The 18,117-nt window shown below is 71.8% G+C and carries 19 protein-coding genes and 1 pseudogene; 11 read left to right on the top strand and 9 right to left on the bottom strand.

Features of this window, described 5'->3' with window-relative positions; translation table 11 throughout:
• From ACZ619_RS42705 to ACZ619_RS42715, 3 genes and pseudogenes are all read left to right on the top strand, one after another.
• Positions 1-258 (top strand): annotated as a pseudogene (locus ACZ619_RS42705) (helix-turn-helix domain-containing protein); the annotation flags it as partial.
• A gap of 49 nt (positions 259-307) precedes the next feature.
• Positions 308-655 (top strand): hypothetical protein, encoded by a 348-nt coding sequence (locus ACZ619_RS42710; protein ID WP_469611248.1) that lies wholly within the window; start codon positions 308-310, stop codon positions 653-655.
• On the top strand, positions 652-909 hold the full coding sequence (locus tag ACZ619_RS42715) for a hypothetical protein (RefSeq protein WP_469611250.1): 258 nt from the start codon (positions 652-654) through the stop codon (positions 907-909). Before ACZ619_RS42710 ends, ACZ619_RS42715 begins: the two co-directional genes overlap by 4 nt.
• Before the next feature lie 39 nt (positions 910-948).
• On the opposite strand, the gene ACZ619_RS42720 is transcribed toward ACZ619_RS42715, so the two are convergent.
• Entirely contained in the window at positions 949-1,875 is a 927-nt protein-coding gene (locus tag ACZ619_RS42720; RefSeq protein WP_469611252.1) for a DUF3027 domain-containing protein, read from the bottom strand.
• A gap of 298 nt (positions 1,876-2,173) precedes the next feature.
• Between ACZ619_RS42720 and ACZ619_RS42725 the strand changes: the two genes are divergently transcribed.
• From ACZ619_RS42725 to ACZ619_RS42740, 4 genes are all read left to right on the top strand, one after another.
• Positions 2,174-3,586: an MFS transporter gene (locus ACZ619_RS42725; RefSeq protein WP_469611254.1), complete on the top strand. Its 1,413-nt coding sequence runs from the start codon at positions 2,174-2,176 to the stop codon at positions 3,584-3,586.
• Positions 3,587-3,648: 62 nt separating this feature from the next.
• Complete coding sequence (locus tag ACZ619_RS42730; protein ID WP_469611255.1) at positions 3,649-4,122, top strand: DUF2771 domain-containing protein; 474 nt, start codon at positions 3,649-3,651, stop codon at positions 4,120-4,122.
• Positions 4,092-4,844 (top strand): futalosine hydrolase, encoded by a 753-nt coding sequence (locus ACZ619_RS42735; protein ID WP_469611257.1) that lies wholly within the window; start codon positions 4,092-4,094, stop codon positions 4,842-4,844. The genes ACZ619_RS42730 and ACZ619_RS42735 overlap by 31 nt, the downstream gene beginning before the upstream one ends.
• On the top strand, positions 4,831-5,685 hold the full coding sequence (locus ACZ619_RS42740; RefSeq protein ID WP_469611259.1) for a 1,4-dihydroxy-6-naphthoate synthase: 855 nt from the start codon (positions 4,831-4,833) through the stop codon (positions 5,683-5,685). The genes ACZ619_RS42735 and ACZ619_RS42740 overlap by 14 nt, the downstream gene beginning before the upstream one ends.
• Before the next feature lie 76 nt (positions 5,686-5,761).
• Here ACZ619_RS42740 and ACZ619_RS42745 read toward each other — a convergent pair whose 3' ends face one another.
• Both ACZ619_RS42745 and ACZ619_RS42750 read right to left on the bottom strand, forming a co-directional pair.
• Positions 5,762-6,145, bottom strand: coding sequence for a cold-shock protein (locus tag ACZ619_RS42745; RefSeq protein ID WP_469611261.1), 384 nt, complete (start codon positions 6,143-6,145; stop codon positions 5,762-5,764).
• A gap of 158 nt (positions 6,146-6,303) precedes the next feature.
• A complete protein-coding gene (locus tag ACZ619_RS42750; protein ID WP_469611263.1) occupies positions 6,304-6,660 on the bottom strand; it encodes a recombinase family protein in 357 nt (118 codons plus the stop codon).
• On the opposite strand from ACZ619_RS42750, the gene ACZ619_RS42755 reads away from it, so the two are divergent.
• Positions 6,653-6,934: an ATP-binding protein gene (locus tag ACZ619_RS42755; RefSeq protein WP_469611265.1), complete on the top strand. Its 282-nt coding sequence runs from the start codon at positions 6,653-6,655 to the stop codon at positions 6,932-6,934. The genes ACZ619_RS42750 and ACZ619_RS42755 overlap by 8 nt on opposite strands.
• Before the next feature lie 189 nt (positions 6,935-7,123).
• On the opposite strand, the gene ACZ619_RS42760 is transcribed toward ACZ619_RS42755, so the two are convergent.
• Positions 7,124-8,737, bottom strand: a complete 1,614-nt coding sequence (locus ACZ619_RS42760) for a recombinase family protein (RefSeq protein ID WP_469611267.1) — start codon at positions 8,735-8,737, stop codon at positions 7,124-7,126.
• Positions 8,738-8,979: 242 nt separating this feature from the next.
• Between ACZ619_RS42760 and ACZ619_RS42765 the strand changes: the two genes are divergently transcribed.
• Positions 8,980-9,234 carry a hypothetical protein gene (locus ACZ619_RS42765; protein ID WP_469611269.1) on the top strand — a complete coding sequence of 85 codons (255 nt, stop codon included), beginning with the start codon at positions 8,980-8,982 and terminating at the stop codon, positions 9,232-9,234.
• On the opposite strand, the gene ACZ619_RS42770 is transcribed toward ACZ619_RS42765, so the two are convergent.
• The 3 genes from ACZ619_RS42770 to ACZ619_RS42780 form a co-directional block, all read right to left on the bottom strand.
• Positions 9,207-9,941 (bottom strand): HAD family hydrolase, encoded by a 735-nt coding sequence (locus tag ACZ619_RS42770; RefSeq protein ID WP_469611271.1) that lies wholly within the window; start codon positions 9,939-9,941, stop codon positions 9,207-9,209. The two genes, ACZ619_RS42765 and ACZ619_RS42770, sit on opposite strands and share 28 nt — an antisense overlap.
• A 46-nt stretch (positions 9,942-9,987) precedes the next feature.
• Positions 9,988-10,947 (bottom strand): hypothetical protein, encoded by a 960-nt coding sequence (locus tag ACZ619_RS42775; RefSeq protein ID WP_469611273.1) that lies wholly within the window; start codon positions 10,945-10,947, stop codon positions 9,988-9,990.
• 64 nt (positions 10,948-11,011) lie between these two features.
• The gene (locus ACZ619_RS42780; RefSeq protein ID WP_469611275.1) at positions 11,012-11,482 is read right to left on the bottom strand and encodes a hypothetical protein; all 471 of its coding nucleotides are present in this window, start codon (positions 11,480-11,482) and stop codon (positions 11,012-11,014) included.
• A gap of 238 nt (positions 11,483-11,720) precedes the next feature.
• Here ACZ619_RS42780 and ACZ619_RS42785 point away from each other — a divergent pair, with 238 nt between their 5' ends.
• Positions 11,721-14,309 carry a helicase-associated domain-containing protein gene (locus tag ACZ619_RS42785; protein WP_469611277.1) on the top strand — a complete coding sequence of 863 codons (2,589 nt, stop codon included), beginning with the start codon at positions 11,721-11,723 and terminating at the stop codon, positions 14,307-14,309.
• Between the two features lie 194 nt (positions 14,310-14,503).
• On the opposite strand, the gene ACZ619_RS42790 is transcribed toward ACZ619_RS42785, so the two are convergent.
• Complete coding sequence (locus ACZ619_RS42790; RefSeq protein ID WP_469611279.1) at positions 14,504-15,052, bottom strand: hypothetical protein; 549 nt, start codon at positions 15,050-15,052, stop codon at positions 14,504-14,506.
• 177 nt (positions 15,053-15,229) lie between these two features.
• On the opposite strand from ACZ619_RS42790, the gene ACZ619_RS42795 reads away from it, so the two are divergent.
• Positions 15,230-16,873, top strand: coding sequence for a DNA repair helicase XPB (locus ACZ619_RS42795; RefSeq protein ID WP_469611281.1), 1,644 nt, complete (start codon positions 15,230-15,232; stop codon positions 16,871-16,873).
• Here ACZ619_RS42795 and ACZ619_RS42800 read toward each other — a convergent pair.
• The gene (locus tag ACZ619_RS42800; protein WP_469611283.1) at positions 16,831-17,994 is read right to left on the bottom strand and encodes a glycosyltransferase 87 family protein; all 1,164 of its coding nucleotides are present in this window, start codon (positions 17,992-17,994) and stop codon (positions 16,831-16,833) included. The two genes, ACZ619_RS42795 and ACZ619_RS42800, sit on opposite strands and share 43 nt — an antisense overlap.
• Positions 17,995-18,117: the final 123 nt, after the last annotated feature.

Raw genomic sequence — 18,117 nt, forward strand, 5'->3', positions numbered from 1 at the left:
GAACGAGACGTCACCCCCACCGCCGTAGCCCACGCCCTCAGCCACGACCTACCCCCCGGACACCTGCACCGCCCCGCCGCCCTCCTCGCCCACCGGCTGACCGACCGGCTCCCGCCGCCACCGCCGTTCCGCGCGCCGCAACCGCCGCCACCCACCCCGACCAGCATCCAGAACTGCGACCGCTGCGACCGCGGCTTCCGCTCCCCCGCCCCAGGACGCTGCCGCGACTGCCGAACCGATCCCGTGGAGGCCGCCTAGCCTGAAAGCGACGATCCTTGCCCCCGGGCGCTGACGAGGAGCGAGCGCCATGAGCACCGAGGCCGGCCACGGGAACGAGCTGATCGCCCGTCCCGAACCGACTCCTGCCGCCCTGCGTGCCGCGCTCGCCGTCCTCGCCCCGGGACGCCTGGACGAAATGCAGGCGTCGAAGGACGAGGCCTTCGCCCGAGCTGTCGAGTGGCAGTCGCTCAGCCCGGTGCAGAGCTGGGTCCTGATCTGGGCCAGGGACATCGAGATCGCCCACCGCCCGGACCTGTCGGTCCGGTACGCACAGGCGGAAGGCAACCTGGAGCACGAGGATCCGGTCGCCGCCCGGGAGGCACTCCGCGAGTTGAGCGCGGTCCTGGACGAGGCCCTGAAGGCAGTACGCGAGTGAGCTGGAAACGGGAGTACGCCTTCGGAGCCGAAGCAGCCGCTCGCAGCGCTCCCCAGGACTTCCTCACCGCTGTGGAACGCAGGGCCGACGAACTGGTCCGGGCCGCTGAAGCGCTCCATGTCCACGGCCGGGTCGACGAACGGACGGACCCGCGAGGCGGCGACATCACTCTTCCCGGCGGCATGTTCAGGTACCAGGTCGTCGTGCGCGGCGAGCGGGTCCACGTCGTCCAGATCACGTACCTGGGATTCTGAGCCGCCCGCGGGATGCGGGCGGCGCTTCCCCCGGGTCCGTCACGAGTGGCCCAGGTCCGCCGTCTCCGTGTCGGAGGAGGGGGGGACGGAGCCGGAGTCGGCGGCGGGGCGGAGGGGGAAGGGGTCGACGCGGGTCTCGTCGATGACCGGCGCGGGCGGCTGCGGGGGTTTGGGCATGACCGCGGCCTCCGAGTGCCCGCCGCAGCCGTAGGAGAGGGAGACGACCCTGCCGTCGGCCGGCGAGAACTCGTTGGCGCAGACACCGAACGCCTGGCCGAGGGAGCCGCCGATGGGGCTCAGGAAGCCGCAGCTGACGCAGGTCGCGGGGGCCGCCTGGGCCATCGGCGTCTTGGCGCCGAACGACTCCTCCCAGCGGTCGGCGGCGGTGTGCAGGCCGTACCGGGACAGCACACGGGCGCGGCGCATGCCGAGCTCCTCGGCGACCGAGGCGATCGTGCCGCGGGCCGGGACCGTGGGGAGGTGGGCCGGGGTGCCCGCGGTGACGTCGGCGTCCTCCGCCTCCGCCAGCTGCTCCATCTCCTCGGAGATCGGGGCGTTCGGGACCGGCTCGTCCTCGCCGCTGTAGCCGGGCTCCAGGCGGAGGTCCTCCGCCTCGGTGGGCAGCAGGTCGCCAGGGCCCATGTCGCCGGGGCGCAGCCGCTCGCTCCACGGCACCCACTCCGGCGCGAGCAGGGCGTCGGAGCCGGGGAGCAGGACCACCTCGTCCAGGGTGACGACCTTGGCGCGGGAGGCGCGGGCCACCGTCACGGCCCAGCGCCAGCCCCGGTAGCCCGGTTCCTTGCACTCGAAGAAGTGTGTGACCACACGATCGCCCTCGGCCACCGCTCCGGCGTGCTCGCCGACCACCCCCGGCGCTGCGGCCTCCTCGGCGGCGGCACGGGCGAGGTCGACCGCCTCGGCGCACAGACGGTCGGGGGTGCGGCTTCGCGTTGTCGCTGCGCTCACAGGTATCGCTTCTCTCCTACGCCGTCTCACGAGTGCGGTTGCCTCCGGCGGTGGGGCGGACGGAGCGGACCTGTGGGCCGCATCGACGTCCGCGTCCGATCGCGCTCGGGCGCACCTATGCCATCCATTCTGCGCTATGGCTGAGATAGGCACGCTACCCCGTCGCAGGTAGTGGGGGACAGTCCGGCGGGGCCGAGAGCCTCGGGGGGTGCGTCCCGGATGCCTCGCACGGGGCTCCGCGGACGCGCTTGGCCACAAAGTGCACTAGGACGAGTCCGCTCAGGGCACTATGAACGACGTGGCAACCGCGAGGTCCCCCCAACGTGCCGTCGGGGCCGGTAGCGGTGCGGGCCGGGTGCGCGGTGCCGTCCGCTCGGTGGGGCGTGCCCTGAACGTGCCGGTGACGGGGACGGCCCGGGGCATCCGGAAGGCCACGCACGCGCACGGGGCCGGCGAGTCCGGGCTCGGCAAGCTGATCGAGCTGCACGCGGTCAACGGCGCCGGGGACGTCATGATCACCGTCGCGCTCGCCTCGACCGTGTTCTTCTCCGTGCCGACCGACGAGGCCCGCGGGCGGGTCGCGCTCTACCTCGCCATCACGATGGCCCCCTTCACCGTCCTCGCCCCGGTCATCGGCCCGCTCCTGGACCGGCTGCCGCACGGCCGGCGCGCCGCGATGGCCGGCGCGATGCTGGCCCGGGCGCTGCTCGCGCTGGTCATCGCGGGCGCGGTGGCCGACGGCAGCCTGGGGCTGTATCCGGCCGCGCTCGGCGTGCTGGTCGCGTCGAAGGCGTACGGGGTGGTGCGCAGCGCCGTCGTACCGCGGCTGCTGCCGCCCCGGTTCTCGCTGGTGAAGGCCAATTCCCGGGTCACGCTCGCCGGGCTGCTCGCCACCGGCGTGGCCGCCCCGGTCGGGGCCGGGCTGCACGCGATCGGCGATCCGTGGCCGCTGTACGGCGCCTTCGTGATCTTCGTGGCCGGGACGGTCCTCTCCTTCACCCTCCCGCCCAAGGTCGACTCGGCCAAGGGCGAGGACGTGGCGCTGCTCGCCGCCGACGAGAAGCACCTGCACGGCCCCCGGAGGGAGAGAGAGGCGAAGGACGCCAGGCGGCCGGGGCTGCGGACCGTCGGGCCCGCCGTCACGCACGCCCTCGGCGCCAACGCCACGCTGCGCTGCCTCTCCGGCTTCCTGATCTTCTTCCTGGCGTTCCTGCTCCGCGAGCACCCGCTGACCGGCGAGAGCGCGGCGGTGTCGCTGGGGATCGTGGGCGTGGCGGCGGGCGCCGGGAACGCGCTCGGCACGGCGGTGGGCGCCTGGCTGCGCTCCCGGGCGCCGGAGATCATCATCGTGACGGTGGTGGCCGTGGTGCTGGGCACGGCGGTCGTGGCGGCCCTGTTCTTCGGCGCGCTCCTGGTGGCCGTGCTCGCCGCGGTGGCCGGGTTCGCGCAGGCGCTGGCCAAGCTGTGCCTGGACGCGCTGATCCAGCGGGACGTGCCGGAGCTGGTGCGCACCTCGGCGTTCGCGCGGTCGGAGACGCTGCTTCAGATGGCGTGGGTGTTCGGCGGCGCGGTGGGCATCGTGATGCCGCTGAACGGCACCCTCGGTCTGGTGGTCGCCGCCGCGATCGTCGCGGCCGGCTGGCTGGCCACGCTGCGCGGTCTGCTGAGCTCCGCCCGGCACGGCACCCGGCCCCGCGCGCGAGTGGCGTAACGAACCGGGCACGCCGTACCCCACATGGGGAGACGGCCCCAAGCGCCCGATAGCCTTCGGCCATGACCACGCTGCACTCCCGCTCGCGACGCCGCCGCGTCGTCGCCGCCGCCGGCGCCGTTTCCGCCGGACTGCTCGTCCTGTCGGCCTGTGACAAGCCCACCCCGATCGCCACGATCACCGTCGGCACGACCTCGGTCAACTCCGAGGCCACCTGCTACAACGACGGCAAGGCCCTGGACACGGCCTCCCTCACCGCCTGCCTGAAGGACACCGGGATCAAGTCCATCAAGGTGGACCCGGACGACACCGTCCGCTTCGGTGTCGACCCGAAGATCGCGGACAGCGGCTGGACGATCCTGATGAACGGTCAGGCGCTCACCGACTCCAGCACCAAGACCTACCGCACCATCCCGGGCAGCGTGTTCTTCAACGCCCAGTACGGCGCCTCCGGCGACTCGACCCTCGTCTCCATCAAGGAGGGCGACAAGTCGGTGCTGGGCCTGTGGTCCTTCAAGCTCAAGAAGGACGCCTGACCACGACCACGGCACGGATCCTCGTAGCCACCGCGGTCCCGGCCGAACGGGACGCGGTGGCACGGGCGTTCACCGGCCCGGTCACCGAGGTGCGGCTGCCGGCCGGGACGCTGCTGCGCACCGCCGGTGGGTACGACCTCCTCGCCGCCGGGGTCGGTCCGGCCCTGGCCGCCGCCTCCACCGCGACCGCCCTGACGGCCGCCGCCCTGGCGGGCCGCCCCTACGCCCTGGTCGTCTGCGCCGGGATCGCCGGCGGTTTCCAGCCCGAGGCGCCCGTGGGCTCGCTCGTCGTCGCGGACGGGATCGTCGCGGCCGATCTGGGCGCCGAGACGGCCGACGGGTTCCTGCCGGTGACCGAACTGGGCTTCGGGACCGTCAGCCACCGTCCACCGAATTCGCTCGTACGAGCGATCGCCGAGGCCACCGGGGCTCACTCCGGAGAGGTACTCACGGTCTCCACGGTGACCGGCACCGCCGCCCGCGCCACCGCGCTCCGCGCCCGGCACCCGCACGCGCTCGCCGAGGCCATGGAGGGCTTCGGGGTCGCCGAGGCCGCCGCCGCGCACACCGTGCCCGTGCTGGAGATACGCGCGGTCTCCAATCCCGTCGGCCCCCGCGACCGCGCCGCCTGGCGCATCGGCGACGCGCTGGCCGCCCTCACCGCGGCCTTCGGGAAGCTCACGCCCGTCCTGGAGAGTTGGAACCCACATGACCACCGGTGAATCGCTGAAGATCGCTTACTCGCCCTGCCCGAACGACACCTTCGTCTTCGACGCCCTCGCCCACGGCCGCGTCCCCGGCGCCCCCGCGCTCGACGTGACCTTCGCGGACATCGACATCACCAACGGCATGGCCGAGCGCGGTGAGTCGGACGCGCTGAAGGTGTCGTACGCCGTGCTGCCGTACGTCCTCGACGCGTACGCGCTGCTGCCCTGCGGCGGTGCGCTGGGCCGGGGCTGCGGGCCGCTGGTGCTGACCCGGGAGGCCGCAACCGACCTCACCGGCCGGACGGTCGCCGTGCCGAGCGAGAAGTCGACCGCCTACCTGCTGTTCCGCCTCTGGGCCGCCGACACCCTCCGGGAGGGCGGCGTGGGCGAGATCGTGGTCATGCCCTTCCACGAGATCATGCCTGCCGTGCGGGACGGGAAGGTCGACGCGGGGCTGGTGATCCACGAGGCGCGCTTCACGTACCAGAACTACGGCCTGCACAAGCTCGCCGACATGGGCGAGCACTGGGAGAGCACGACCGGTCTGCCGATCCCGCTGGGCGCGATCATCGCGAAGCGCTCGCTCGGCGCCGAGACGCTGACCCGCCTCGCCGAGTCGATCCGTGCCTCCGTCCACGCGGCCTGGGACGACCCCGAGACCTCCCGGCCGTACGTCATGGCGCACGCGCAGGAGATGGACCCGGCCGTCGCCGACCAGCACATCGGGCTCTACGTCAACGAGTTCACCTCGGAACTCGGCGAGGACGGCTACGCGGCGGTCCGCGGCCTGCTCACCCGCGCGGCGGCCGAAGGGCTCGTCCCGCCCCTCGGCCCGCACGCACTCGACTTCCCGTAACCGGTCTCCCGACCCGTATCCCGCTCACTGGCCCGGTTCGGCATTCCCCGGTCGTTCCGTGACGTTCCCTTGCCGCCTACACGTCCAATTGGTCGGCGACCGCGCGCAGCAATCCGGCGATCTTCTTCCCGGCGTTCTTCTCGGGGTAGCGGCCGCGCTCCAGCATCGGCGTGATGTTTTCGAGCAGGGTCGTCAGGTCCTGCACGATCGAGGCCAGCTCGTCCGGTTTCTTGCGCTGGGCCGCCGCGACCGACGGGGTGGGATCGAGAAGGACCACCGACAGGGCCTGGTCACCGCGTTGACCGGCGACGACGCCGAACTCCACGCGCTGGCCCGGCTTGAGAACGTCGACCCCGTCGGGGAGAACCGAGGAATGGACGAAGACGTCACCGCCGTCGTCACGGGAGAGAAAGCCGAAGCCCTTCTCGCTGTTGAACCACTTGACCTTGCCGGTAGGCAAAGCACACGCTCCCTCTGTCTGCCCCGGACTGGCCGGACGCCTTTGAACTGCCGTTGCGACAGCCTACCGGGGGTCTCTCCAGCGGAACACGCCTTAAAACGGTAGCGAGCCCCTGCCAGTGATGACAGAGGCTCAAAGTGGCGGGGAAGTGTGAGGGGCTATCCGATGTGCCGGTAGAGGGTGGTGCGGGAGACACCGAGTGCCTTGGCAATGGCAGTGATGCTCTCCCCCTTGGCCTTACGTGCCTTGGCCACAGTGAGCACGTCCTCGGTGATGACGGTGGGACGGCCACCGGTACGCCCCTGCGCCTTGGCTGCATCCAGACCCGCACGGGTGCGCTCAACGATCATGTCTCGCTCAAGCTCAGCAAAGGCAACCATCATCGTGAAGAAGAACTTGCCCTCCCCCTTCGGCGAGCAGTTACCGGCGAGAGTTCCCGTGAGGATACGGAGCGCGATTCCACGTGCGTGCAGATCCTCAGCGATCGTCAGCACGTCCTTGACCACGGTGAACATCGAGCTTCCCGAAATCCCTGGGGTCAAAGAGTGGCGCTGGGCAGCGACCGAGGGGTGCGCCCCGCTCTCAAGGAAGGTGTTCCGGAAGTGGCCGTTCAAGGTGGGCTCATCTCACCTTGAGGAAGACGCCACCGTTCTCTTCTCCGAGCTGTTCACCAACGCTCTGAGGTACCCGCCGCCCGACCGGCTGATTCCAACCCGCCGGCTCGACCTGCCGGAAGCCATCAGGGTTGAAGTGGACGACGCGTCAGACCAGCACCCCCGTAGCGAGTAGTCCGCCAATGGGATCTGAAGAAGGGAACTGCCTCTCAGGGAAAACCGTCTGGTTCGAGCCAAAGAAAACAACCACCGCCTAACCGGTAGGCAACTCCAGGCACTCGAAAGACTAGGCCACCCCGGAATCTTTACCAACTTTTAAGGCCCCGCTATTCAGCGGAGCCTTTTCTCTACGCCTGTTTACCTCTTACGGCTTAGCGAGGTCCAACGATTTCCGCAATTGAGCTTCCGCATTGTGGCTAACCACCAGTCTTGCCATCTTCTTCCCTCCAGGGCGCGCGAGTGCAAGTTCATTTGCCATTGACTGAATGTCCCCAAGGTCCATGACCATTCCCCTTTCACTCTCGTCCGTCCCCTTGTTCCACCCCCAGACCTTTACCCGATAGGCACGAAGGAATTCCCTTCGGTCTTCCTGGTCTTTGACTCCCCAGGCTTCCCCGTACTTCTTACCCGTCGCCTTGAGTGTGGGGTTAGCCCTTTCCGCCTCCTGCTTGGCAAGGAGAGCGACCTTTGCGGAGAGACCCTTATGCATTCGCATGTACGACTCTTCCTGCCCCTCTCCGTCGTACTCCCCTGCAATGTATTTGGCTTCCAGGCTTTCCAGGCGTGCCCTGGTGTCCTGGAGTTCCCTTGCCTGACTGGGCCCCGTACCGGCACGCTCGTACATGTCCCACGTGCCTACGCTGCCTAGAATCTCCTGGTCAACCCACGTGTCCAGGAGATCAGCACGGACGTAAAGCCCTTCGGTACACGCTCCGCCCTTGAACTTATTGGAGCAGCGGTAATACCTGTGTCCGGGAACCCTGGTGCCGTCCTTCTTGACGTGTCCCGAATTCAGGAGAGAACTAACAGCCGCTCCACAGTTACCGCACCGGGCAATACCAGCAAGCAGGCTCTTTGTACTGCTGCGGCTCTCTGCACCTTCAGCCTTTGCCGCAGGCTTGACCTTATCGACCAGGTCTGTCCATTCATCCATGGTGGCCAAAGGCTTCTCAGGGAGAATGACAGGCTCTCCCTGGTCATTCAGAACAGCCTCACCCTTGTACGCGTAGATACCGGGAATCCAAGAGGAGCGGATGAATTTGTTGATGATGGTGGACTGCCACTGAGTCCCCTTTGTTTCCTGTCCCTTGAGCTTCCGGAGATGATCCCCCCACGTGAGTACACCACGGGAATTGAAGTCCCGTGCGATCCGGTGCGTGGACTGTCCCTCACCGATACGCCGGAAGATCTCTTGAACGATGGGGTAGTAGTCCTGGTCAATCTCCAGAACCTTCCTCTTGCCACCCTCTACGGCCTTGATGGTGTAGCCGGTAGGCGGAGCGCCCGTGAGCCATGAGCGGTTCTCCAGACGGCTTTGTACGCCGTTGAGAATGCGTGCCTGAATGGTGTCCCACTCGGCCTCAGCAAAGACGGCAGTCATGCGAGCCATCATCTTGCCTTGGGGAGTCGAAAGGTCGAACCCTTCCTCTACGCACACGATGAACTTGCCGTTCTGCTGCGCCCACTCCAAGAGTTCGTTGAAGTGCATTGAGCGACGGGTGAGCCGGTCCATCTTGGCCGCAATGATCACGTCGAACTCATCGGCTCGGGACGTGAGCCAGCGTCCCAACTTGGGGCGCTTGAAGGGGGAGATGGACCCTGAGACTTCTGTGTCCTCTGCCTCGCCCACCAGGACGCCCGACAGGAGAGGGGAGCTGACGTGGTGTCGGATCACGCCACGCTGCCACTCGATGGACGTCGAGCCGTCCGAGTCGGCAGAGAGCCGGAGACAGGAGAGGTAGCGCAGACCAGGTGTCATGGCAGGAGCGTAGCGCGCCGTGTGTGCCTAATTAACCGGCTTAGCCTTGCCGGTAGGCACGTCTCGTCCTCGTATCTCGTCGGAAACTGCTCGGGAAACTTTGAATGCAACGGCTCTGGAACGGGCCTTGATAGCACTCTGGCGGGTCGACCATGACCCGCCGGTACCAAGGCTCATGGTCTTCGCGCGCGTGACGAGACGTCGCCCGGTTGTCCCTTCGGGCAGGGAACTACCCTGGTCGAGTGCGTGACGAAACCCAAGCGAATTCCGCCGTGCCCGGTGACCGACTGATCCGTGCCGGTGCCCTGGTCTTCTTCATCGGTACGGTGGCCACACTCGTCACCGTGATACCGCTGTTCCTCGGCGCGAAGCCTTTTCCGACGTACATGTACGGGCTGAGCATGCTGATGGGCGTCGGCTTCCTGGTCGCGGGCGCCGGCGTGCTCCGATCGGCCGCGGCGGGACGCCGTCAGGCGAGGGCGGCGTCCTCGCGGTAGCCGTCGTCGCGGCGGTCGTTCTCGCGGCGGTCGTTCTCGTGGCGGTCGTTCTCGTGGTGACCGTCCTCGCGGTAGCCGTCGTCGTGGTGGCCGTTCTCGCGGTAGCGGGTGAGCCAGGCGGGCAGTTCGGTGAGGTCGCCGAGCACCACGTCGGCGCCGGCGGCGCGCAGTTCCCCGGCGGGGCACGGGCCGGTGGCCACGGCCACGGACAGTGCTCCGGCCTTGCGGGCCCCCCGCACGTCCCCGACGTGGTCGCCGACGTACACGCCCGCGCCGTGTTCGCGCAGCGCCTCGGCCTTCTGCTCGGCCCACAGGTTCCCGACCACCACGTCCGGGACCAGGCCGAGGTGGTCGAGGTGCAGCTTCGCGTTGGGTTCGTACTTGGCCGTCACGACCAGAGTCCTGCCGCCGGCCTCCCGCACGGCGGCGATGGCCTCGTGGGCCCCCGCCATGGCGGGCGTCGCCGTGATCGCGATCTGCGGGTACATGGCCCGGTACAGATCGCCCGCCTCCGCGATCCGCTCGGCCGGGAACCAGTTCACCAACTCCTCGGCCAGCGGCGGCCCCAGCCGGGTGACCGCCAGATCGGCGTCGATGTACGTCCCCGTCCGCTCGGCGAGCGCCACGTACGTCGCGTGGATACCGGGCCGTGAGTCGATGAGCGTCATGTCGAGGTCGAATCCGACAGTGAGGTCACGAGAAGTCATATCCCCCATTGTGCAGCCCTCGCGGGGCCCTGACCGGGGGCGGTGGCTACCGCGGCCGCTGCGAGCGCCAGGCCACGTACAGCGCCGAGGCCACCGCCGCACCCCTCACCACCCAGGGCCAGGTCTCCGACAGGGCGCCGCTCATCCGGCCCTCGGCGATCGGCTCGCCCCAGCGGCCGGCGCTGCGTCCCCAGAGCCACACCAGTCCCGCGGTGACGGACAGCCCCGGCACCCACATCACCGCGAGCTTCGTCTCCGCCGGGGTGAGGCGCCGGGAACCGTAGGCGATGAGCCAGCCGAGGATGAGCGCGAACCAGTTGCCGAGCACCGCGCCCGCCACCAGCGCCGCGGCGGCGAGGAGCAGCAGCGGGTTGTTCCAGCCGGCCGCCGGGCGGGGCACCCGGATCCTGCGGCGCGAACCGCCGCCGGTCCCGGCCTCGGCCTCAGCCGCCCCCGCACCCGCACCCGCGGGCGCCGCTTCCTTCGCCCCGCCGGTCCCGCCCTCCGCCGCCTCCTCGTTCCGCGGCCGGGGCTTCCTGAGCAGCTCCGGGATCTCCACCCCGCCCACGAACCCGGGCACACCGTCCCCGTCCGCGTCCCCGGGGAAACCGCCGCCCACCCGCCACCAGTCGGTCCGTCCGGGCCCCGCCCCGGGCTCGCCGGGCTCGCCGGGCCGGGGCCGCGGCACCACACGGCGCATGTCCCCGGCCGGGTCGGCCGGCTCCCCGTCGCGCTGGACCGGTACCGCCGGTGACGGCGCTTGCGGCGCGCTCTCCGCCGTGCCCCCGGCCGCGTCGACGACCTCGTCGGGCGTGCCCAGCCGGTCCAGGATGCGCCGTACCGCCGCGGGGCTGTCGACGGTCGTCTTCGCCCGGTGCCGGTCGATCTCGTTGCGCAGCCCGGAGACCAGCCGCATGCGGTCGGCCGACGACAGCTGGCGCTGGTGCGCGATGTCCCCGACGCGGCTCAGATACTCGTAGACGACCTGGTCGCTCTCGATACCCACGAAGTCCCCTCCGGGGTCGCTGCGTTGGTTGCCCCGTCCCGACGACGGTAGCGCAGGTCACCGCTCACGACGGCCGGCACACCAGCGAGCAGCGCCTCCACGAGCAGGGGCGGCCGCCGTACACACACCGGATGTCCTCGCAGCCCGCATCCTCGATCCACGCCGACCCGTGGGCACCGACCGCGTGCATGCGCCCGGCGCGTGCACGGTGTCCGGCGCGTGCGCGGCGTTCGTGGTGTGCGCGGTGTCCGTGGCGGGGGGCGTCCGTGGCGGGAGTGGTGTGCGCGGCGGGGGTGGTGTGCGTGGTGTCCATGACGGGGGGGGTGCGCGCGGCGGGCGCGGCATCCGTGGCGTGCGCGGCATCCGTGGCGTGCGCGGCATCCGTGGCGTGCGCGGCGTCCGTGGCGGGGGTGGTGTGCGCGGCATCCGTGGTGTGCGCGGCGTCCGTGGCGGGGGTGGTGTGCGCGGCGTGCGCGGCGACGGTGTCCGTCGCGACGACGTGGTGTCGGAGCCGGGCTCGACGCCGAACGCTCACCCGGCCGGTTCCCCCGGATCCCCTTGCTCCGGCGCGCAGTCGGCCGCACGTGGCGGCCGACGGGCCCAGGGTGACGCGTGCGCGCCGGGCGGTGCCGGGGTTGCCGCGTCCCTCCGGCCGACGTTCATCCGGCGGCCGTCTGCGCGACGTTCCGTCCGCCCGGTGGCGGCCGCTCGCGCGGAAGCGACGGCCGTACGGTGATCCCGGCGCCCACCCGGCACCCGCTACCGTGGGTCGGATGAGCAACCCGGCCACACCGCCGCGCTCCCTCGCGGAGGCGCTTCGCGCCAGGGACGACACCTCCCTGGCCGTCCTGCTGCGCGCCCGCCCCGACCTCATCACCCCCGTCCCCACCGACCTCACCCAGCTGGCGACCCGGGCCGGCACCCGGGCGTCGGTGCTGCGCGCCCTGGAGCGGCTCGACCGGTTCGCGCTCCAGACCGCGGAGGCGCTGGCCGTGGCCGGCGACCCGGCGCCGTACGGCGAGCTGCTGGGGCTGATGGCCGGCGACGGCGGGGACCCGGCCCTGGCCGCCGCCCTGCCGCGCGCCCTCGGCGCCCTGCGCGACCAGGCGCTGGTGTGGGGCGACGACGACCGGCTGCGGCTGGTGCGGACCGCGCGGGAGGTGCTCGCGCCGTCCCCGCAGCACCCCTCACCGACCGGGCTGGGCCCGACCGTGCGGGAGGCCACCTCGGGCATGTCGCCGGGGCGGATCCAGGAGATCGTGGCCGCGGCCGGGCTGCCCTCGACCCACGACTCGGTGTCCGCCGTCGACGCGCTCACCAAGCTGTTCGGCCACCGCAGGAAGATGACCCGGCTGCTCGCCGCCGCGCCCGCCGAGTCCCGCGAGGTGCTGGGCCGGCTGGTCTGGGGGCCGCCGTACGGCCAGATCACCCCCGAGCCGGCCGCCCATCTGCGCTGGCTCCTGGACCGCGGCCTGCTGCTGCCCACCGCGCCCGGCACGGTCGTGCTGCCCCGCGAGGTCGCCCTGCATCTGCGCGAGGGCCGCGCGCACCGCGAGCCGGAGCCCGCGCCGCCCGTGGTCGAGGCGGCGGCGACCCACCGTCCACAGGTTGTGGACGCCACCGCGGCCGGACAGGCCTACACCGCGCTCGCCACCGTCGAGGAGCTGCTGAAGGACTGGGACGAGGGCGGCCCGGCCGTCCTGCGGGCCGGCGGGCTCAGCGTCCGCGACCTGAAGCGGACGGCCGTGGCCCTGGACGTGCCCGAGCCGGTCGCCGCCTTCTGGGTCGAGCTGGCCTACGCGGCCGGGCTGCTCGCCTCCGACGGCGAGGCCGACGAACGGTACGCGGCCACCCCCGGCTACGACGAGTGGCTGGAGCGCCCGCCCGCCGAGCGCTGGTCGCAGCTGGCCCGGGCCTGGCTGACCGCCACCCGCACCTCCGGTCTGGTCGGCGGCCGGGACGCCAAGGACCGCACCCTGTCGACGCTCGGCCCCGGCCTGGACCGCTCGGCGGCGCCCGAGGTACGGCACCGGGTGCTGGCCCTGCTCGCCGGGCTCCCGGAGGGCACCGCCCCGGCCGCCGCGTCGGTGCTGGCCCGGCTGCGCTGGGAACGCCCGCTGCGCGGCCCGCAGCAGGGCGAGGACGACCTGCGCACCCGCCTGGCCCGCTGGACCCTCACGGAGGCGGAGATGCTGGGCGTGACCGGCCGGGGCGCGCTGTCGGCCCACGGCCGCGCCCTGCTCGGCGCACCCGCGGCCGCCCCGGCGTCCGCCACCGCCTCGGCTCCCCCGCCCGCGGACCCCGCCGGCCAGCCCGGCGGCCCCGGCGGCCCCGGCGGCCCCGGCGGCCCCGGCGACAAGCTTCCCGTGCACCACCACCGGCCCGCCCCGGTCCTCGAACCCCTCTCCGCGCCCGAACAGGCCGTCGCCGCGGCGGCCGCCGGCCGGCTGCTCGCCCCGCTGCTGCCCGAGCCGCTCGACCACGTCCTGCTCCAGGCCGACCTGACGGCGGTCGCCCCGGGCCCGCTGCGACGCCCGCTCGCCGACGCGCTGGGGGTGCTGGCCGACATCGAGTCGAAGGGCGGGGCGACCGTCTACCGCTTCACGCCCGCCTCGGTCCGCCGCGCCCTGGACGCCGGGCGCGCCGCCGCCGACCTGCACGCATTCCTCGCCACGCACTCCCGTACGCCGGTCCCGCAGCCGCTCGCCTACCTGATCGACGACGTGGCCCGCCGGCACGGCCATCTGCGGGTGGGGGCGGCCTCGGCGTACGTGCGCTGCGACGACGACACCGTCCTCAACGAGATCATGGCCGACAAGCGGGCCGCCGCCCTGCGCCTGCGCCGGCTGGCCCCGACGGTCCTCGCCACCCAGGCCGACCCCGCGGCCCTCTTGGAGGGCCTGCGCGCGATGGGCTACGCCCCGGCCGCCGAGTCCGCCGAGGGCGACGTCCTGATCAGCCGCGCCCACGCCCACCGCACCCCGCAGCGCACCGCCCCCGAGCCGGTCCCGGACGGCCCGCCGCCGCCGGACGCCACGCTGCTCACGGCGGCGATCCGCGCGATCCGGGCCGGTGACCTGGCCGCCACCACCCCGCGCAAGTCCGCCGGTGCGGCCGTCAGGGGAGGCGAACTCCCCCGCACCAGCCCCGCCGAGACCCTCGCCACCATGCAGGCCGCCGTCCTCACCGGCGACACCCTCTGGATCGGCTACGTCAACGCCGAGGGCACCGCCAGCCAGCGCGTCATCGCCCCGGTCCGCGTCGAGGGCGGCTTCGTCACGGCCTACGACCACACGGCCGACGAGGTCCGCACCTACCCCCTGCACCGGGTGACCGGCGTGGCGGAACTGGCGGAGGAGTGAGAAGGGGCGGCACCCGTCCGGCGGCGGCCCAGGGCCCTAGCTAGTGCTGCGACCGGAAAGGTTCACCGGCTCGCGACGTCCGGCACGGCACCTCGCCGCGTTGTCGCATCACCCGAGTACATCCAGTACGCGGGCCATGCTCCGCCTTGCGATGCACCGCACCGGACGCCGCGAGCTTTCCGGTAGCCACAGCACTAGCAGTACGTCACCGGGGCGTCCGTCGGCAGGCCGAAGTGGGAGCGGGCCGCGGTCAGCAGGCCGGCGGAGTCGAGTTCCGTGCCGAGCCGGGACTCGGCGGCACGGCTGAAGTGGCCGGACTCCCACTCCGCGTTGCCCTCCCCCTCCGGCCCCTCCTCCTGGGAGACGACGCGGTACCCGCCGGCCGCCGACGTGTCCCGCTCCAGCCGCATCACCTGCGGTATCTGCGCGCCGCCGCACAGCACCAGGGCCCCCGCCCGGACGCCGTACTCCTCGCACAGGGTGTTGACACCCGCCCGCACCCGGTCCCCGGCCGCCTCCAGGTCCAGCGCCTCGGCCCGGCAGAACCAGCGGGACCTGAGCGCGGGCTCGCTCTCCCCGGCTCCGGTCCCGGCGGACTGCGCCACCAGCCGGGCCTCGATCACGGGCCGCACCTCGGCCCACAGGCCCGCGTCCACGGCGGTCGATCCATAGGCCCAGACCCCCGTCGCAGCCAGCACCGCCACGGCTGCGGCACCGGATCCCCAGATGCGTGCGGATGTCACCGCGCTCTCCTCCCCGGGCCACGCGCGCTGCGCGGCCTCCCCCGGACACGACACCCGAAACGGGCACATGGTTGCACCGCGGCCGGCCGCCGCCCCTCACGGTCGTCTCGTACCTCCCTTGATCTTTCGCGGATGAGGCACACTGGAACTTTGGCCGATGACGAAAGGGTGCCGCGCGTGAATGGTCCGTTGATCGTCCAGTCCGACAAGACCCTGCTCCTGGAAGTCGACCACGAGCGGGCCGACGACTGCCGTCGGGCCATCGCGCCCTTCGCCGAACTGGAGCGGGCACCGGAGCACATCCACACCTACCGGGTGACCCCGCTGGGACTGTGGAACGCGCGGGCGGCCGGGCACGACGCCGAGCAGGTCGTGGACGCGCTGGTGGAGTACAGCCGCTACCCGGTGCCGCACGCGCTGCTGGTCGACATCGCCGAGACGATGGACCGGTACGGGCGGCTGACCCTCAGCAAGCACCCGGCCCACGGTCTGGTGCTCACGACCACCGACCGCCCCGTCCTGGAGGAGATCCTGCGCTCCAAGCGGATCATCCCGCTGGTCGGCGCCCGGATCGACCCGGACAGCGTCGCCGTGCACCCCTCCGAGCGCGGGCAGATCAAGCAGACCCTGCTGAAGCTGGGCTGGCCCGCCGAGGACCTCGCCGGGTACGTCGACGGCGAGGCGCACCCGATCGAGCTCGCCGAGGACGGCTGGGCGCTGCGCCCCTACCAGAAGCAGGCCGTGGAGAACTTCTGGCACGGCGGCAGCGGCGTGGTCGTGCTGCCGTGCGGTGCGGGGAAGACGCTGGTCGGCGCCGGGTCGATGGCGCAGGCCAAGTCGACCACCCTCATCCTCGTCACCAACACCGTCTCCGCGCGCCAGTGGAAGCACGAGCTGGTGAAGCGGACGAGTCTCACCGAGGACGAGATCGGCGAGTACAGCGGGACCCGCAAGGAGATCCGGCCCGTCACCATCGCCACGTACCAGGTGCTGACGACGAAGCGGAAGGGCGTCTACCCGCACCTCGAACTCTTCGACTCCCGCGACTGGGGTCTGATCGTCTACGACGAGGTCCATCTGCTGCCGGCTCCTGTCTTCAAGTTCACCGCCGACCTCCAGGCGCGTCGGCGGCTCGGGCTGACGGCCACCCTCGTGCGCGAGGACGGCCGGGAATCGGACGTGTTCTCCCTCATCGGGCCCAAGCGCTTCGACGCTCCCTGGAAGGAGATCGAGGCGCAGGGCTACATCGCGCCCGCCGACTGCGTCGAGGTGCGGGTGAACCTCACGGACTCCGAGCGGCTGGCGTACGCCACCGCCGAGACCGAGGAGAAGTACCGCTTCTGTGCGACCACCGCGACCAAGCGGAAGGTCACGGAGGCGATCGTGAAGCGCTTCGCCGGGCAGCAGATCCTGGTCATCGGCCAGTACATCGACCAGCTCGACGAGCTCGGCGAGCATCTGAACGCGCCCGTCATCAAGGGCGAGACCTCCAACGCCCAGCGCGAGAAGCTCTTCGACGCCTTCCGCGAGGGCGAGATCAGCGTGCTGGTCGTCTCGAAGGTCGCCAACTTCTCCATCGACCTGCCGGAGGCCACGGTCGCCATCCAGGTCTCGGGCACCTTCGGCTCCCGCCAGGAGGAGGCCCAGCGCCTCGGCCGGGTGCTGCGCCCCAAGGCCGACGGCCACCAGGCCCACTTCTACTCGGTCGTCGCCCGCGACACCATCGACCAGGACTTCGCCGCCCACCGGCAGCGCTTCCTGGCCGAGCAGGGCTACGCCTACCGGATCGTGGACGCCGACGAGATGCTGGCGGAGGGCTGAGCACGGTCCGGCAGGGCGCCGCCGTACCCGCGTAGGACGGCGACCGCGGCGCCCGCCAGCAACGCCAGTCCCAGCACCGGGTACGGCGACGCGAACGGCTGCTGCCACCACGGCAGCCGCAGGTCCAGGTCGCCCTCGTGGGGCAGCAGCCACATCGTGCGGGCGGTGAAGAGCGCGGCGACGGCGAGGACGGCCGCCGTACGGGCCTCGGCGAGGAGGACCGCCAGGAGCGGGAGGCACCACACCCAGTGGTGGGACCAGCTGATCGGGCAGACCAGCAGCGCGGTCAGGGCGGTGAGCAGGACGCCCCAGTGCTCCTTTCCGGTGTCGTGGGCGCGGGTCGCCAGCCACAGGCCCGCCGCCGCGACCGCCGCCGCCGGGAGCGCCCAGGCCAGGCCCGGTGTCTGTGTGCCGAGGGCTCGTGCGATCAGGCCCTGGAGCGACTGGTTGTCGATGATCCACGCCTTGCCGACCCGGTCCGTCTCGAACAGGCGCCGCGTCCAGAAGTCCACGCTGGCCCCGGGGAGGAGCAGGGCTCCGAGCAGTGCCGTACCGGCGAAGGACGCCGTGGCGACGCCTGCCTCCTTTCTGCGTCCGGTGAGCAGGAGATGGACGATGAAGACCGCGGGGGTGAGTTTGACGCCCGCCGCGATGCCGAGGGCCAGGCCCCTGGCGCGGGCGCCGGCCGGGCGGGTCAGGTCCCACAGGACCAGGCAGGCGACGGCGAGGTTGATCTGGCCGAAGAGCAGGGTCTGGAAGACCGGCTCCAGCCAGAGGGCGAGCGCGGTGGCCGCGCACAGCACGGGGAGGGGTGTGGCGCGGCCGGCCAGCCGGGCGGAGAGGGTGACGAACCAGGCGAGCAGGAGCGCGTTGCCCGCGAGGAAGGCGGTCTTCAGGGCCGGGACGGGGATCCAGGTCGTCGGGACGAACAGGACCGCCGCGAAGGGCGGGTACGTCGCCGGCAGCCGCCAGGGGGTGACCGTGAAGCCGTACAGGTCACCGCCGTGGACCACGGCCTCGCCCTCGGCCCGGTAGACCAGCAGGTCGGCCATCGGGGCGCGGAGCAGGAGGCACAGGGCGGCGAAGGAGCAGAGGGAGACCGCCAGGAGGGCGAGGGACAAGGAGAGGGAGGAGGAGTGGGAGGAGGAGGGGAAGGGGGCAGGCCGCGGGGCGAGAGGGCGGGAGGAGGAGGGGGAAGAGGGGTGGGATGACGTCACCGTCCGGTTCGGCACGGAGGCGACCCT

It is taken from the genome of Streptomyces sp. NPDC104367, from assembly GCF_055583825.1.